This is a genomic window from Brachybacterium sp. sponge, from assembly GCF_001613775.1.
In the GTDB taxonomy this organism is placed as follows: Bacteria; Actinomycetota; Actinomycetes; order Actinomycetales; family Dermabacteraceae; genus Brachybacterium; species Brachybacterium conglomeratum.
Genome location: NZ_LRMP01000001.1, coordinates 1,601,032 through 1,614,465, shown reverse-complemented (window position 1 = coordinate 1,614,465; position 13,434 = coordinate 1,601,032). Strand labels below are relative to the sequence as shown.

Sequence of the window (13,434 nt, the reverse complement as noted above, 5' to 3'; positions counted from 1 at the left end):
CGTTCTCCTTGGTGGAAGTGAAGGTCAGTACTGGTCGCCGAAGTCGTCGGAGTAGGAGTCCAGGGCAGCGGGGTCGAACCCGGCCGGGGAGTCCTTCAGCGACAGCCCGAGCTCGGCGAGCTTCGCCTTGACCTCGTCGATGGACTTCTGTCCGAAGTTGCGGATGTCGAGCAGGTCCGCCTCGGAGCGGGCGGTCAGCTCGCCGACGGTGTGGACGCCCTCGCGCATCAGGCAGTTGTACGAGCGGACCGTGAGGTTCAGGTCGTTGATCGGCAGGGCCAGATCAGCGGCCAGCGCCTGGTCGGTGGGCGAGGGACCGATCTCGATGCCCTCCGCCTCCTGGTTCAGCTCGTGGGCCAGGCCGAACAGCTCGACCAGGGTCTTGCCCGCCGAGGCCACCGCGTCGCGGGGGCTGATGGCCGGCTTGGTCTCGACGTCGACGATGAGCTTGTCGAAGTCGGTGCGCTGCTCGACACGGGTCGCCTCGACCTTGTAGGTCACCTTCAGCACGGGCGAGTAGATCGAGTCGACCGGGACCCGGCCGATCTCGCCGTCGACGCCCTTGTTCTGCGCGGCGGAGACGTAGCCGCGGCCGCGCTCGACGATCAGCTCGACCTCCAGGCGGCCCTTCTCGTTGAGGGTCGCGATGTGCAGGTCGGGGTTGTGGATCTCCACGCCGGCCGGCGGGGTGATGTCGGCGGCGGTGACGCGGCCGGCCTCCTCGCGGCGCAGGTACATCACGACGGGCTCGTCGTTCTCCGAGGAGACGACGAGGTTCTTGATGTTGAGGATGACCTCGGTGATGTCCTCCTTGACGCCGGGGACGGTGCTGAACTCGTGCAGCACGCCGTCGATGCGGATCGAGGTGACCGCGGCGCCGGGGATGGAGGACAGCAGGGTGCGGCGCAGGGAGTTGCCGAGGGTGTAGCCGAAGCCCGGCTCGAGCGGCTCGATGACGAACCGGGAGCGGTTGTCCGACACGACCTCTTCGGTCAGCGTGGGGCGCTGTGCAATGAGCACTGTGGATCCTTTCGGCGAGCGTCCGCCATATGACGCTCAGAAGGGGGCGGTGGGCCTGGAAGACGGGGGTGACCCGCGAGGGGTCCGGGGACGCCGGGCGCGGGAGACCCCGCCCGACACGGTCGACCGTGACGAGCGGGGCGTCCCAACGTCACGGCCGACGGGATCAGACGCGGCGGCGCTTGGCCGGACGGGTGCCGTTGTGCGGCTGCGGGGTGACGTCCTGGATCGAGCCCACCTCGAGGCCGGTCGCGGTGAGCGAGCGGATCGCGGTCTCGCGGCCCGAGCCCGGGCCCTTCACGAAGACGTCGACCTTCTTCATCCCGTGCTCCTGCGCCTGGCGCGCGGCGGCCTCGGCGGCCATCTGCGCGGCGTACGGGGTCGACTTGCGCGAGCCCTTGAAGCCCACCTGGCCGGCGGAGGCCCAGGAGATGACGGCGCCGGTCGGGTCCGTGATGGACACAATGGTGTTGTTGAACGTGCTCTTGATGTGGGCCTGGCCGTTGACGATGTTCTTCTTGTCCTTGCGGCGCGGCTTGCGCGCAGCGGCCTGACGGGTCTTGGTTGCCATGCGGCAGAACTCCTCTGGTGGTGTGGGGGTGCGCCGGTTCCCTCAACGGCGCGAAGTGACTGCGGGCTCCGGGGACGGAGCCGGGCGGCCGATCAGCGGAAGCCGCGGATCAGCGAGCCTTCTTCTTGCCGGCGACCGTGCGCTTCGGACCCTTGCGGGTGCGCGCATTGGTCTTCGTGCGCTGACCGTGGACGGGCAGGCCGCGGCGGTGGCGCAGCCCCTGGTAGCTGCCGATCTCGACCTTGCGGCGGATGTCGGCGGCCACCTCGCGGCGGAGGTCGCCCTCGACCATGTAGTTCGCCTCGATGTGATCGCGGAGCTGGACGAGCTCCTCGTCGCTCACCTCACGGACGCGCTTGTCGCCGGAGACGCCGGTCGCGGCGAGGGTCTCCTGGGCGCGCGTGCGTCCCATGCCGAAGATGTACGTCAGGGCGACCTCGAGGCGCTTCTCGCGCGGAAGGTCCACTCCCACCAGACGTGCCATGTGCAGATTCTCCTACTGTCTCGGAGGCCTGAGCCGACACCTCGCCGGGACTGTCTCCCCGACGCCGCAGCCTCCGTCCTGCGGGTGACCGGCCGACGCCGGTGGTGTCGTCTCTTCATTTGTGTGGTGCCCGCGATGCGGGCGGGGTGCCCCGCGCTGCGGGGCGTGCCGCCTGACGGCGGCTGTCACGGCAGGGGCCGGGACGGGCGGATCGCTCCGCTCAGCCCTGGCGCTGCTTGTGACGGGGGTTCGAGCAGATGACCATGACGCGCGAGTGGCGACGGATCACCTTGCAGTTGTCACAGATCGGCTTGACGCTCGGCTTGACCTTCATAGCTTTCCTTCTCCCGGGACGATCACTTGTAGCGGTAGACGATGCGGCCCCGGTCGAGGTCATAGGGGCTCAGCTCGACGACCACACGGTCCTCGGGAAGGATGCGGATGTAGTGCTGGCGCATCTTTCCGGAGATGTGCGCGAGCACCATGTGCCCGTTGTCGAGCTCGACGCGGAAGCGCGCGTTCGCGAGCGCCTCCGTGACCGTGCCCTCGACCTCGATCACTCCGTCCTTCTTCGCCATGCCTCCCCAATCTCCCGCCTCCGGCGAAGCCGGGGCCGAGTTCCGCGTACTTGGTTCCTGGTTTCCCAGGCCCTGCACACCGACCGTCGGGTGACGGTACGGTGATCGACGAGGGTGGCGCCGAGGCAGTGCGTCGGCCTCGTCCTGCGGCCTCGAGGACCTGCCGGACGGACGGCACGACGGGACTGCACGAGCACACGTTCGCACGCGCGATCGGAGCACACCCGATGGACCAGCCTACACGCGAGGTCCGGATTCGGCGAGGGCCGACGCGATGATGCCCATCACGTCGGCCCCGCTCCCCCGCCCCGCCCGTCGTCGGGTCGACCCCGCATCGGGCCGACGGTTCCGACCGGCTCAGGCCGCGAGCGGATCGGGGGCGGCGACGACCCCGCGCCGGGCGAGCTCGGCCGCTCCCCCGTCGCCGGCGGTCAGCACCAGCAGCCCCTGCTCGGTCACGGCGACCGAGTGCTCGGCGTGGGCGGCGCGGCCGCCGCAGGTGGCGCGGACGGTCCACTCGTCGTCCTCGAGCTCCCAGTTCCCCTGGCCCTGGATCAGCATCGGCTCGATCGCGACGCACAGGCCCGGGCGCACCTTCGGCCCGCGGGAACGGACCCGGTAGTTCATGACGTCGGGCGCCTGGTGCATCGCGGTGCCGATGCCGTGGCCGCCGAAGCCCTCGAGGTGGGAGAGGGACTCCCCCGCCGCCTGCTCGACGTAGTCCTCGATGGCGGCGCCGACGTCGCCGACGCGCTCGGCGGTGGCGAGCGCCGCGATCCCGGCCCAGAGGGCCTCCTCGGTGATCCGCACCAGGTCCTCGTCGCCGACCGAGCGGGGCCGGCCCACGATGTGGGTGCGGGCCGCGTCCGAGTGCCAGCCGTCGATGATCAGGCCCCCGTCGATCGAGACCACGTCCCCCTCCTCGAGGGGGCGGGCGTCGGGGATGCCGTGGACCACGACATCGTTGACGCTGATGCAGAGCGTGGCCGGGTAGCCCTGGTAGCCCAGGAAGTTCGGCGTCGCCCCCGCGTCGCGGATCATCGCGTGGGCGAGGGAGTCGAGCTCGTCCGTGGTGATGCCGGGACGGATCTCGGCCTCGAGCATGTCGTGGACGCGGTGCAGCAGGTGGCCGCTGCGCCGCATCACCGCGATCTGCTCGGGCGTCTTCCACTCCACCCGCTCGGGCAGGAGGCTCATCGTGCGCCGAGGGCCTCGCGCAGCGCGGCGGTGACCTCGTCGATCGGGGCCATGCCGTCCACGCGGCGCACCAGGCCGCGCTGCTCGTAGACGTCGATCAGCGGGGCGGTCTGCTCGGCGTAGACCTCGAGGCGGCGACGGATCGTCTCCTCGGTGTCGTCGCTGCGGCCCTGCTCGGCGCCGCGCGCCACCAGGCGCTGCACGACCTCCTCCTGCTCGACCACGAGCAGCAGGACGAGGTCCAGCGGGGTGCCGAGCTCGGCGAGCATGCCGTCGAGCGCCTCGACCTGGTCGAGGGTGCGGGGGTAGCCGTCCAGCAGGAAGCCGTCCTGGGCGTCGGCCTCCGCCAGGCGGGAGCGGACCATGTCGTTGGTGACGGAGTCCGGGACGTACTCGCCCTTGTCCATGTAGGACTTCGCGAGCACGCCGAGCTCGGTCTGCCCCGAGACGTTGGCCCGGAAGATGTCGCCGGTGGAGATCGCGGGGATCGAGAGCTCCTCCGCGACGCGCACGGCCTGGGTGCCCTTGCCCGCTCCGGGCGGGCCGACGATCAGCAGACGGCGGGCGGGGGCGGTCGAGCCGTTCGAGGCGGTGGGGGTGGTCACCGGAGAATCCCTTCGTAGTGGTGCTGCTGGAGCTTCGCGTCGATCTGCTTGACGGTGTCCAGCCCCACGCCGATCACGATCAGGAGGGAGACGCCGCCCAGCGGGAAGTCCTGCGAGGTGCCGAGGTAGAACAGCGCGACCAGCGGGATCAGGCAGATCACCGCGAGATAGACGGCGCCGCCGCTCTGGATGCGATTGATGACGTAGCGCAGGTAGCGCTCGGTCGGCTTGCCCGCGCGCACGTTGGGGACGAAGCCGCCGTACTTCTTCATGTTGTCGGCGATCTCCTCCGCGTTGAAGGTGATCGAGACATAGAAGAACGCGAAGAAGACGATCAGGGCCACGTAGACCACGGCGTAGATCCACGAGAAGGAGGCACCGAGGACGAGGTGCGTGTTGATCCACTGCACCCATTCGGCCGACGGGTCCCCGAAGGAGGCGGCCATCTGCGGCAGCGCGAGGATCGAGGAGGCGAAGATGACGGGGATGACGCCGGCCTGGTTGACCTTGATCGGGATGTAGGTGGAGGTGCCGCCGTACATGCGCCGTCCCACCATGCGCTTGGCGTACTGCACGGGGATGCGGCGCTGGGACTGCTCGACGAACACCATGCCGACCATGATCAGCAGGCCCACGAGCATCACGAGGGAGAAGGTGATCCAGCCCTTGAGCTGCCAGACCTGGCCGAAGGCGGCGGGGAAGCTCGCGGCGATCGAGGAGAAGATCATCAGCGACATGCCGTTGCCGACGCCGCGCTCGGTGATCATCTCGCCCATGAACATGATCAGGACCGTGCCGACGGTCATGGTCATCACCATGAGCAGCAGGGTCGGGATCGACTGGTCGGGCACGAGCTCGAGGGTGCAGCCGACGAAGAAGTTGCCCGAGCGCACCAGCGTGATGATCGTGGTGGCCTGGAGGACGCCCAGACCGATCGTGAGATAGCGGGTGTACTGGGTGAGCTTGGCGGTGCCGGAGGCGCCCTCCTTGTGGAGGGCCTCGAACCGCGGGATCACCACGCGCAGGAGCTGCACGATGATCGAGGCGGTGATGTACGGCATCACGCCGAGGGAGAAGATGGACAGCTGCAGCAGCGCGCCGCCGGAGAACATGTTGACCATGCCCAGCACGTTGGCGCCCTGACCCGAGGCGGCCTGGTCCGCGCACATCATCACGTTGGTGGCGTCGAATCCCGGGGTGGGGACGAAGACGCCGAGTCGGTAGACGGCGATCAGACCGAGCGTGAAGAGGATCTTCGCCCTCAGCTCGGGAGTGCGCAGCGCGCGCACGAACGAGTTCACCTGATTCCCTCCTGGAGGTCCTGGGACGGGGCCGAGGCGGTGGTCGGCCGTCCTGCGGCCGCGCGCGGTGGGCGCGGGCGTTCGGACCGGCCCTGGAATGACGACAGGGCACCGCGGCTCAGACTAAGTCTGTGCCGCGGTGCCCGTCAAAAAGATGTCACGCGGTGGTGACGGACCCGCCGGCCGCCGCGATCTTCTGCTCCGCCGAGGCGGAGAACTTCTGAGCGGTGATGTCGAGCTTGACGCTCACCTCGCCCTGGCCCAGCACCTTCACGGGCTGGTTCTTGCGGACAGCGCCCTTGGCGACGAGGTCCTCGACCGTGACGGTGCCGCCCTCGGGGAACAGCTCCTGCAGGGTCGACAGGTTCACGACCTGGTACTCGACGCGGAAGGGGTTGGTGAAGCCGCGAAGCTTCGGCAGCCGCATGTGCAGCGGCATCTGCCCGCCCTCGAAGCCGACGGGCACCTGGTAGCGGGCCTTGGTGCCCTTGGTGCCTCGACCGGCCGTCTTGCCCTTCGAAGCCTCACCACGGCCGACGCGGGTGCGCGCGGTCTTGGAACCGGGCGCGGGGCGCAGGTCGTGGAGCTTCAAAGGGGTTGCTGCGTTCTGGTCCTCGATGCTCATGAGATTCACTCCACCTCTTCGAACGTCACCAGGTGGGTGACGGTGCGGATCATGCCGCGGATCTCGGGGCGGTCTTCCTTCACCACCGTGTCACCGATGCGCTTGAGGCCGAGGCCGCGCAGGGTGGCTCGCTGGCTCTGGGTGCCGCCGATCTCGGAACGGGTCTGGGTGACCTTGATCTGCATCACGCACCCACCTTCTCGGCACGGGCCGCGGCGCGGCCCTCGGCCTGGGCCCGCAGGAGCGCCGCCGGGGCGACGTCCTCGACCGCGAGACCGCGACGCGCGGCCACGGCCTCCGGCTCTTCGAGCTGCTTGAGGGCGTCGACGGTGGCCCGCACGATGTTGATCGCGTTGGTCGAGCCGAGCGACTTGGAGAGCACGTCGTGCACTCCGGCGCACTCGAGCACGGCGCGGACCGGACCGCCGGCGATCACGCCGGTGCCGGGGGCGGCCGGGCGCAGCAGGACGACGCCCGCCGCATCCTCGCCCTGGACCGGGTGCACGACGGTGCCCTGGACGCGCGGGACGCGGAAGAAGTTCTTCTTCGCCTCCTCGACGCCCTTGGAGATCGCCGCCGGCACCTCCTTGGCCTTGCCGTAGCCGACACCGACGGTGCCGTCGCCGTCGCCGACCACCACGAGGGCGGTGAAGGCGAAGCGGCGGCCGCCCTTGACGACCTTGGAGACGCGGTTGATGCTCACGACGCGCTCGAGGAACGCCGACTTCTCGGCGTCCTGACCGCGACCGCGACCACCCTGACGACCGCCGCGGTCGCCGCCCTGGCGGCCGCCGCGATCGTTGTTGCTGTTGCTGGTGTTGTCGTCCCGTCGGCCGGAGGCCGCGGGACCGTTGCTACGCTGCTGTGCAGCCATATTCAGATCCTCTTCTCGTCCTGTGTCCGGGCGGCGGTCACAGCGCCAGGCCGGCCTCGCGGGCGCCGTCGGCGACGGCGGCCACGCGGCCGTGGTACTTGTTGCCACCGCGGTCGAAGACGACCGCGTCGATGCCGGCGGCCTTAGCGCGCTCGGCGACCAGGGTGCCGACGGTGCGGGCCTTGTCCGACTTCGTCGCCTCGGCGCCGCGGAGGTCCGCCTCCATGGTGGAGGCCGACGCGATGGTCTTGCCGAGGGAGTCGTCGACGACCTGCACGAAGACGTGACGCGACGAACGGGTGACCACCAGGCGCGGACGCTGGGCGGTGCCGATGACGCGGCGACGGACGCGGAGGTGGCGACGACCGCGCGAGCGCAGCTTGCTGCCGCGGTTGCCCTTGGTGTGCTTGAGTGCGTAACCCATGGTCACTTACCAGCCTTTCCGGCCTTGCGGAGCACGACCTCGTCGGCGTACCGCACGCCCTTGCCCTTGTAGGGCTCCGGCGGACGGATCCCGCGGATCTTCGCGGCCACGTGCCCGACCTGCTGCTTCGAGATGCCGCTGACCGAGAACTTGGTCGGCGACTCGACGGCGAAGGTAATGCCCTCGGGCGCCTTCACCACGACGGGGTGGGAGAAGCCGAGCGCGAACTCGAGGTCCGTGCCCTTCGCGACGACGCGGTAGCCCGTGCCGACGATCTCCAGCTTCTTCGTGAAGCCCTCGGTGACGCCGAGGACGATGTTGTTGATGAGCGTGCGGGTCAGACCGTGCAGCGCACGGTTCTCCTGCTCGTCATCGGGACGCGAGACGACGATGTTGCCCTCGTCGTCGCGCGCGACGGTCAGAGGGGCGGGCACCTCGTGGGTGAACTCGCCCTTGGGGCCGGTCACCGTGACGGTGCGGTCCTCGATGGTGACGTTCTGGACAGAGGCCGGCACTGCGACCGGCAGGCGTCCGATGCGGGACATAGCTAGTGGTCTCCTCTCCCGCTCACCAGATGTAGGCGAGGACTTCCCCACCCACACCCTTCTTGGCAGCCTGCTTGTCGGTCAGGAGGCCGGAGGACGTGGACAGGATCGCCACGCCCAGTCCGCCGAGGACCTTGGGCAGGTTGGTGGACTTCGCGTACACGCGCAGGCCCGGCTTCGAGATGCGGCGGATCCCGGAGATGGCACGCTCGCGGCTGTCGGAGTACTTGAGCTCGAGGACGAGCGACTTGCCCACCTCGGCCTCCTCCTCACGCCAGCCGAGGATGTAGCCCTCTGCCTTCAGGATGTCCGCAATGCGGGCCTTGAGCTTCGAATACGGCATGGACGCGGTCTCGTGGTACGCCCCGGAGGCGTTCCGGATCCGCGTGAGCATGTCCGCGATCGGGTCGGTCATGGTCATGTCTGTTGCTTCTTCCTCACCTGGTTTCCCCTACGCCCCGTGACGGGGCCGTGGGACCTGTGGCGGTAGTCCTTACCAGCTGCTCTTGGTGACGCCGGGGAGCTCGCCGCGGTGAGCCATCTCGCGCAGGCACACGCGGCAGAGGCCGAACTTGCGGTAGACCGAGTGGGGCCGACCGCAGCGCTGGCACCGGGTGTAGGCGCGCACCGCGAACTTCGGCTTGCGCTCCGACTTCTTGATCAGGGCTGTCTTCGCCATATCAGTTCTCCTCCTTGAAGGGGAAGCCGAGCAGCTTGAGCAGCGCGCGCCCCTCGTCGTCGGTCTTCGCGGTGGTGACGACCGTGATGTCCATGCCGCGGACGCGGTCGATCTTGTCCTGGTCGATCTCGTGGAACATGACCTGCTCCGTGAGACCGAAGGTGTAGTTGCCGTTGCCGTCGAAGTGCTTCGGCGAGAGGCCGCGGAAGTCGCGGATTCGCGGGAGCGCGGTCGAGAGCAGACGGTCCAGGAACTCCCACATGCGAGCGTTGCGCAGCGTGACGTGCGCACCGATCGGCATGCCCTCACGCAGCTTGAACTGCGCGATGGACTTGCGAGCCTTGGTGACCTGGGGCTTCTGGCCGGTGATGGCGGCGAGGTCCTTGATGGCGCCGTCGATGACCTTCGAGTCGCGTGCGGCGTCGCCGACGCCCATGTTCACGACGATCTTGGTCAGGCCGGGCACCAGCATGACGTTCTCGTAGCCGAACTGCTCGGTCAGCTGCGCCTTGATGGTGTCGTTGTACTTCGTCTTCAGACGCGGGGTGGGCGCCTGGGTGGCGGTCTCGCTCATCAGATGTCCTTCCCGGAGCGCTTGGCGAAGCGGACGCGCACCTGCTTGGTGCGGCCGTTCTCGAGCTCGACGGTCTCGACGCGGTAGCCGATCTTGGTCGGCTTGTTGTCCTCCGGGTCGACCAGGGCCACGTTGGAGACGTGGATGGGGGCCTCGCGCTGCTCGATGCCGCCCGCGCCGCCGGCCTGGTTCGGCTTGACGTGATGGGTGCGGCGGTTGATGCCCTCGACCAGCACGCGCTGGGTATCGGGGAACACCTGCAGGACGCGACCCTGCTTGCCCTTGTCGCCGGCCTCGAGGCCACGTGCGGCGGCCTTGTCGGCGTCGCTCGTGCGGCCCGTGATGACCTGGACGAGATCGCCCTTCTTGATCTTCATCTTTGCCATGTCACAGCACCTCCGGTGCCAGCGAGACGATCTTCATGAAGCGCTTGTCGCGCAGCTCGCGGCCGACGGGGCCGAAGATGCGGGTACCGCGCGGCTCGCCGTCGGTCTTGAGGATGACCGCCGCGTTCTCGTCGAAGCGGATGTAGGAGCCGTCGATGCGACGGACCTCCTTGGACGTGCGGACGACGACCGCCTTGACGACGTCGCCCTTCTTGACGTTGCCACCGGGGATGGCGTCCTTGACGGTCGCCACGATGGTGTCGCCGATGCTGGCGTAACGGCGACCGGAGCCACCGAGAACACGGATGCAGAGAATCTCCTTGGCACCCGTGTTGTCGGCGACCTTCAGTCGCGACTCCTGCTGAATCACTCGTTCTCCTATCGTCTCACCGGTTCTCTTCCGACCTGCGGGAGCGGGCCGGCCGAGCCTGGCGGAACGGAATATGGACCTTGCTCAGCGCCGCCATGGACGCTGCCGCGCCGGGACGTCGCCGCCGACGGGTCCCGGGCACCAAAAAACCCTCTGCCGGACTCAGGCACTGGCGTGGTGAACGCGGGGCGTTCGCCTCTCGTGCGAGGTCTCCGGCGAGGACGGATCGGGTGTCCCGGATCCTGTCGCGGAATCGGGCACCACCACCACGGGGCGGGGCGCAGTCCTCCGGCAACCGTTCAAGACTACGCCCCGCCCCCGGAACTGTCACCCCTGCGGGGCGGGCTCCCTCGTGTGTGCTTGCTCTCCTGCGCCGGGGGCTCGTCCTCACACCGTTCGGCGATCCGGTCCCCGGACGTGGAGCATGGCCCCGGCACCCGGCAGGGGCGTAGTTTTCTTCCCATGATCGACATCGATGTGGCCAGACGGCTCCGGGACGCGGGACTGCCCTGGGAGCCGGCCGACGGGGACCTGTTCGCGATCGACAACGCGCTGCTGCGCGAGGAGGCGTTCATGCTCTCCTCGATGGTGGTGGAGGTGGGCCGAGGGCGCACCGGCACCCGCGTCCTGCGCTTCAACGGCACCACCGAGTGGGCGCTGGACTCCGTGGAGCAGGACGAGGCGGTGTGGCTGCCGCGGGAGGACCAGCTGCGCGAGGCGCTCGGCGCCGCCTTCTCCGCGCTGCGGCGGAGGGATGACGGCGGATTCGTCGTGGAGCTGCGCGACGGGGACGGGGAGCTGCGCGAGGTCGCCGCACCGAGGGCCGAGGACGCTCTCGCCGGCGCGCTGCTGATGCACCTCGTCGGCGCTCCGGGCTGACCTCCGGGGAGCGCAGAAGGGCCGGCCCTCCCCGTGGGGAGGACCGGCCCTTCTCAGAGCTGCCGGGCGGTCACGCGGACCGCCGGCGGATCACTTGGCGCGCTCGAGGATCTCGACCAGCCGCCACCGCTTGGACGCGGAGAGCGGACGGGTCTCCATGACGAGGACACGGTCGCCGATGCCGGCGGTGTTCTCCTCGTCGTGAGCCTTGAACTTGCTCGTCTTGGTCGTGACCTTGCCGTAGCGGGCGTGCTTCACACGCTCCTCGACCTCGACCACGATTGTCTTGTCCATCTTGTCGGAGACCACGTAGCCGCGCAGGGTCTTGCGGTAGGGACGCTCGGCGGACGACGCCTGCGCACCCTCCTTCGCGAGATCCTCGACGGCCGGGGTCTCGGCCTGGTTGTTCTCAGTCATCTCAGTTCCTCGCTCCGGGGTCACTCGGCGGCGCCGGGCGCCTGACGGATGCCCAGCTCGCGCTCGCGCAGGATCGTGTAGATCCGTGCGATGTCCTTCTTGACGGACCGCAGACGGCCGGAGCTCTCGAGCTGACCGGTGGCGTTCTGGAAACGGAGCTTGAACAGCTCGTCCTTCGCCTTCGCCAGTTCCTCGGCCAGCTTGGAGTCGTCCAGCTTGTCGAGTTCATCGGCGGTGAGCTTGGTCGCTGCCATCAGATGTCACCACTCTCTCGGCTCAGGATGCGGCACTTCATGGGGAGCTTGTGCATCGCCAGGCGCAGAGCCTCGCGAGCCACCTCCTCCTCGACGCCGGCGACCTCGAACATGACGCGTCCCGGCTTGATGTTGGCGATCCACCACTCGACCGAACCCTTGCCGGAGCCCATGCGGACCTCGGCAGGCTTCTTGGTGAGCGGACGATCGGGGTAGATGTTGATGAACACCTTGCCGCCACGCTTCATGTAGCGGGTCATGGCGATACGAGCCGCCTCGATCTGACGGTTGGTGACGTACGCCGGCGCGAGCGCCTGGATGCCGTACTCACCGAACGCCAGCTCGGTGCCGCCCTTGGCCATGCCGCTGCGGGTCGGGTGGTGCTGCTTGCGGTGCTTGGTCCTGCGAGGGATCAGCATGTCGCTCAGGCCTCCGTTCCGGGCTGCTGCGCGGGAGCCGCGGCCTGCTCGGCGGGAGCAGCGGTCTGCGAGGCAGACTCGTTGTTCTCACGACGGGCAGCGGCGTTGCGCTCGTTGCGACGGCCGCGCGGGCGCTCGGCACGCGGGCCGCGTCCGCCGGAGCGGGGACCCTGCGAGGCGGCCTGCTGGGCCGCGAGCTCCTTGGCGGTGACGTCGCCCTTGTAGATCCAGACCTTCACGCCGATGCGGCCGAAGGCGGTGCGGGCCTCGTAGAAGCCGTAGTCGATGTTCGCGCGGAGGGTGTGCAGCGGCACGCGCCCCTCGCGGTAGAACTCGTTGCGGCTCATCTCGGCGCCGCCGAGGCGGCCGGAGACGGCCACTCGGATGCCCTTCGCGCCGGCGCGCTGCGCGGACTGCATGCCCTTGCGCATCGCACGACGGAAGGAGACGCGGGCGGCGAGCTGCTCGGCGATGCCCTGGGCGACCAGCTGAGCATCGGCCTCGGGGTTCTTGACCTCGAGGATGTTCAGCTGGATCTGCTTGCCGGTGAGCTTCTCCAGCTCGCCGCGCAGACGCTCGGCCTCCGCCCCGCGACGCCCGATGACGATGCCCGGGCGGGCGGTGTGGAGATCGACGCGGACGCGATCGCGGGTGCGCTCGATCTCGACCTTGGAGATGCCGGCGCGCTCGAGCCCCTCGGACATGAGCTTGCGGATCGCGACGTCTTCCTTCACGTAGTCGCGGTACCGCTGCCCCTCCTTCGAGGAGTCGGCGAACCACCGGCTGCTGTGCTCCGTGGTGATCCCGAGGCGGAACCCGTTCGGATTGACCTTCTGGCCCATTCGGGACTCCTTACTTGTTCACGGGAGCGACCACCACGGTGACGTGGCTGGTGCGCTTCTTGATCTGGAAGGCACGACCCTGAGCACGCGGCTGGAACCGCTTCATGGTCGGACCCTCGTCGACGAATGCGGCGGACACGACGAGCTCGCGCTCGTCGAAGCGCTCCCCCGCCTGGTCTGCCTTCACCCGCGCGTTGGCGATCGCGGACTCCACGAGCTTGAGGACGGGCTCGCTGGCGGCCTGCGGGGCGAACCGCAGGGTGTCCAGGGCCTCGGCCGTGCTCTTGCCACGAATCAGGTCCACAACGCGGCGAGCCTTCATGGGCGACATGCGGAGGTACCGCACCTGCGCCTTGGCTTCCATTGCTTCCTGCTTTCTCTCGAGTTCGA

Annotated in this window: 24 protein-coding genes; 1 reads left to right on the top strand and 23 read right to left on the bottom strand. The window is 68.9% G+C overall.

Features of this window, described 5'->3' with window-relative positions:
• Nucleotides 1–24: 24 nt before the first annotated feature.
• The 18 genes from A4A78_RS07120 to rplN all read right to left on the bottom strand — a co-directional run bounded on the left by A4A78_RS07120 (nt 25) and on the right by rplN (nt 10,233).
• Nucleotides 25–1,020 carry a DNA-directed RNA polymerase subunit alpha gene (locus A4A78_RS07120; protein ID WP_010550305.1) on the bottom strand — a complete coding sequence of 332 codons (996 nt, stop codon included), beginning with the start codon at nt 1,018–1,020 and terminating at the stop codon, nt 25–27.
• Between the two features lie 166 nt (nt 1,021–1,186).
• Nucleotides 1,187–1,591 (bottom strand): 30S ribosomal protein S11, encoded by a 405-nt coding sequence (gene rpsK / locus A4A78_RS07115; RefSeq protein WP_062947608.1) that lies wholly within the window; start codon nt 1,589–1,591, stop codon nt 1,187–1,189.
• A 109-nt stretch (nt 1,592–1,700) separates the two neighbouring features.
• Complete coding sequence (gene rpsM, locus A4A78_RS07110; protein WP_010550307.1) at nt 1,701–2,075, bottom strand: 30S ribosomal protein S13; 375 nt, start codon at nt 2,073–2,075, stop codon at nt 1,701–1,703.
• 220 nt (nt 2,076–2,295) lie between these two features.
• A complete protein-coding gene (rpmJ, locus tag A4A78_RS07105) occupies nt 2,296–2,409 on the bottom strand; it encodes a 50S ribosomal protein L36 (RefSeq protein WP_010532506.1) in 114 nt (37 codons plus the stop codon).
• A gap of 22 nt (nt 2,410–2,431) precedes the next feature.
• Nucleotides 2,432–2,653 carry a translation initiation factor IF-1 gene (gene infA / locus A4A78_RS07100; RefSeq protein WP_010550308.1) on the bottom strand — a complete coding sequence of 74 codons (222 nt, stop codon included), beginning with the start codon at nt 2,651–2,653 and terminating at the stop codon, nt 2,432–2,434.
• Nucleotides 2,654–3,010: 357 nt separating this feature from the next.
• Nucleotides 3,011–3,850, bottom strand: a complete 840-nt coding sequence (gene map, locus A4A78_RS07095) for a type I methionyl aminopeptidase (protein ID WP_062947607.1) — start codon at nt 3,848–3,850, stop codon at nt 3,011–3,013.
• A complete protein-coding gene (locus A4A78_RS07090) occupies nt 3,847–4,455 on the bottom strand; it encodes an adenylate kinase (protein ID WP_082835218.1) in 609 nt (202 codons plus the stop codon). The genes map and A4A78_RS07090 overlap by 4 nt, the downstream gene beginning before the upstream one ends.
• Entirely contained in the window at nt 4,452–5,756 is a 1,305-nt protein-coding gene (gene secY / locus A4A78_RS07085) for a preprotein translocase subunit SecY (protein WP_062947606.1), read from the bottom strand. The genes A4A78_RS07090 and secY overlap by 4 nt, the downstream gene beginning before the upstream one ends.
• 157 nt (nt 5,757–5,913) lie before the next feature.
• Nucleotides 5,914–6,381, bottom strand: a complete 468-nt coding sequence (gene rplO, locus A4A78_RS07080; protein WP_010550312.1) for a 50S ribosomal protein L15 — start codon at nt 6,379–6,381, stop codon at nt 5,914–5,916.
• 5 nt (nt 6,382–6,386) lie between these two features.
• Nucleotides 6,387–6,569, bottom strand: a complete 183-nt coding sequence (gene rpmD / locus A4A78_RS07075; protein ID WP_053917125.1) for a 50S ribosomal protein L30 — start codon at nt 6,567–6,569, stop codon at nt 6,387–6,389.
• A complete protein-coding gene (gene rpsE, locus A4A78_RS07070) occupies nt 6,566–7,255 on the bottom strand; it encodes a 30S ribosomal protein S5 (protein ID WP_010550314.1) in 690 nt (229 codons plus the stop codon). Before rpsE ends, rpmD begins: the two co-directional genes overlap by 4 nt.
• 37 nt (nt 7,256–7,292) lie before the next feature.
• Nucleotides 7,293–7,679, bottom strand: a complete 387-nt coding sequence (gene rplR / locus A4A78_RS07065) for a 50S ribosomal protein L18 (RefSeq protein ID WP_062947605.1) — start codon at nt 7,677–7,679, stop codon at nt 7,293–7,295.
• A gap of 2 nt (nt 7,680–7,681) precedes the next feature.
• Nucleotides 7,682–8,224, bottom strand: a complete 543-nt coding sequence (gene rplF / locus A4A78_RS07060; RefSeq protein ID WP_010550316.1) for a 50S ribosomal protein L6 — start codon at nt 8,222–8,224, stop codon at nt 7,682–7,684.
• Between the two features lie 22 nt (nt 8,225–8,246).
• A complete protein-coding gene (gene rpsH / locus A4A78_RS07055; RefSeq protein WP_010550317.1) occupies nt 8,247–8,645 on the bottom strand; it encodes a 30S ribosomal protein S8 in 399 nt (132 codons plus the stop codon).
• Between the two features lie 72 nt (nt 8,646–8,717).
• A complete protein-coding gene (locus tag A4A78_RS07050) occupies nt 8,718–8,903 on the bottom strand; it encodes a type Z 30S ribosomal protein S14 (protein ID WP_010550318.1) in 186 nt (61 codons plus the stop codon).
• A 1-nt stretch (nt 8,904) separates the two neighbouring features.
• Complete coding sequence (gene rplE, locus A4A78_RS07045) at nt 8,905–9,477, bottom strand: 50S ribosomal protein L5 (protein WP_010550319.1); 573 nt, start codon at nt 9,475–9,477, stop codon at nt 8,905–8,907.
• Complete coding sequence (gene rplX / locus A4A78_RS07040; RefSeq protein ID WP_062947604.1) at nt 9,477–9,863, bottom strand: 50S ribosomal protein L24; 387 nt, start codon at nt 9,861–9,863, stop codon at nt 9,477–9,479. Before rplX ends, rplE begins: the two co-directional genes overlap by 1 nt.
• Before the next feature lies 1 nt (nt 9,864).
• Nucleotides 9,865–10,233, bottom strand: a complete 369-nt coding sequence (gene rplN / locus A4A78_RS07035) for a 50S ribosomal protein L14 (RefSeq protein WP_010550321.1) — start codon at nt 10,231–10,233, stop codon at nt 9,865–9,867.
• A gap of 462 nt (nt 10,234–10,695) precedes the next feature.
• Here rplN and A4A78_RS07030 point away from each other — a divergent pair, with 462 nt between their 5' ends.
• Nucleotides 10,696–11,112, top strand: a complete 417-nt coding sequence (locus A4A78_RS07030) for a hypothetical protein (protein WP_062947603.1) — start codon at nt 10,696–10,698, stop codon at nt 11,110–11,112.
• A gap of 90 nt (nt 11,113–11,202) precedes the next feature.
• Here A4A78_RS07030 and rpsQ read toward each other — a convergent pair whose 3' ends face one another.
• The 5 genes from rpsQ to rplV are packed head-to-tail and all read right to left on the bottom strand — an operon-like array spanning nt 11,203 to nt 13,408.
• Nucleotides 11,203–11,529, bottom strand: coding sequence for a 30S ribosomal protein S17 (rpsQ, locus tag A4A78_RS07025; protein WP_062947602.1), 327 nt, complete (start codon nt 11,527–11,529; stop codon nt 11,203–11,205).
• 20 nt (nt 11,530–11,549) lie between these two features.
• Complete coding sequence (gene rpmC / locus A4A78_RS07020; RefSeq protein ID WP_010550325.1) at nt 11,550–11,783, bottom strand: 50S ribosomal protein L29; 234 nt, start codon at nt 11,781–11,783, stop codon at nt 11,550–11,552.
• The gene (gene rplP / locus A4A78_RS07015; protein WP_010550326.1) at nt 11,783–12,202 is read right to left on the bottom strand and encodes a 50S ribosomal protein L16; all 420 of its coding nucleotides are present in this window, start codon (nt 12,200–12,202) and stop codon (nt 11,783–11,785) included. The genes rpmC and rplP overlap by 1 nt, the downstream gene beginning before the upstream one ends.
• A gap of 5 nt (nt 12,203–12,207) precedes the next feature.
• Nucleotides 12,208–13,044: a 30S ribosomal protein S3 gene (gene rpsC, locus A4A78_RS07010; protein ID WP_062947601.1), complete on the bottom strand. Its 837-nt coding sequence runs from the start codon at nt 13,042–13,044 to the stop codon at nt 12,208–12,210.
• A gap of 10 nt (nt 13,045–13,054) precedes the next feature.
• The gene (gene rplV, locus A4A78_RS07005; protein ID WP_010550328.1) at nt 13,055–13,408 is read right to left on the bottom strand and encodes a 50S ribosomal protein L22; all 354 of its coding nucleotides are present in this window, start codon (nt 13,406–13,408) and stop codon (nt 13,055–13,057) included.
• Nucleotides 13,409–13,434 lie beyond the last annotated feature (26 nt).

Coding starts and splice junctions, on each gene's coding strand:
- rpsK (WP_062947608.1), bottom strand. CDS start 1,591: ATGGCAACCAAGACCCGTCAGGCCGCTGCGCGCAAGCCGCGCCGCAAG.
- rpsM (WP_010550307.1), bottom strand. CDS start 2,075: ATGGCACGTCTGGTGGGAGTGGACCTTCCGCGCGAGAAGCGCCTCGAG.
- rpmJ (WP_010532506.1), bottom strand. CDS start 2,409: ATGAAGGTCAAGCCGAGCGTCAAGCCGATCTGTGACAACTGCAAGGTG.
- infA (WP_010550308.1), bottom strand. CDS start 2,653: ATGGCGAAGAAGGACGGAGTGATCGAGGTCGAGGGCACGGTCACGGAG.
- map (WP_062947607.1), bottom strand. CDS start 3,850: ATGAGCCTCCTGCCCGAGCGGGTGGAGTGGAAGACGCCCGAGCAGATC.
- rplO (WP_010550312.1), bottom strand. CDS start 6,381: ATGAGCATCGAGGACCAGAACGCAGCAACCCCTTTGAAGCTCCACGAC.
- rpsE (WP_010550314.1), bottom strand. CDS start 7,255: ATGGCTGCACAGCAGCGTAGCAACGGTCCCGCGGCCTCCGGCCGACGG.
- rplR (WP_062947605.1), bottom strand. CDS start 7,679: ATGGGTTACGCACTCAAGCACACCAAGGGCAACCGCGGCAGCAAGCTG.
- rplF (WP_010550316.1), bottom strand. CDS start 8,224: ATGTCCCGCATCGGACGCCTGCCGGTCGCAGTGCCGGCCTCTGTCCAG.
- rpsH (WP_010550317.1), bottom strand. CDS start 8,645: ATGACCATGACCGACCCGATCGCGGACATGCTCACGCGGATCCGGAAC.
- A4A78_RS07050 (WP_010550318.1), bottom strand. CDS start 8,903: ATGGCGAAGACAGCCCTGATCAAGAAGTCGGAGCGCAAGCCGAAGTTC.
- rplE (WP_010550319.1), bottom strand. CDS start 9,477: ATGAGCGAGACCGCCACCCAGGCGCCCACCCCGCGTCTGAAGACGAAG.
- rplX (WP_062947604.1), bottom strand. CDS start 9,863: ATGGCAAAGATGAAGATCAAGAAGGGCGATCTCGTCCAGGTCATCACG.
- A4A78_RS07030 (WP_062947603.1), top strand. CDS start 10,696: ATGATCGACATCGATGTGGCCAGACGGCTCCGGGACGCGGGACTGCCC.
- rpsQ (WP_062947602.1), bottom strand. CDS start 11,529: ATGACTGAGAACAACCAGGCCGAGACCCCGGCCGTCGAGGATCTCGCG.
- rpmC (WP_010550325.1), bottom strand. CDS start 11,783: ATGGCAGCGACCAAGCTCACCGCCGATGAACTCGACAAGCTGGACGAC.
- rplP (WP_010550326.1), bottom strand. CDS start 12,202: ATGCTGATCCCTCGCAGGACCAAGCACCGCAAGCAGCACCACCCGACC.
- rpsC (WP_062947601.1), bottom strand. CDS start 13,044: ATGGGCCAGAAGGTCAATCCGAACGGGTTCCGCCTCGGGATCACCACG.
- rplV (WP_010550328.1), bottom strand. CDS start 13,408: ATGGAAGCCAAGGCGCAGGTGCGGTACCTCCGCATGTCGCCCATGAAG.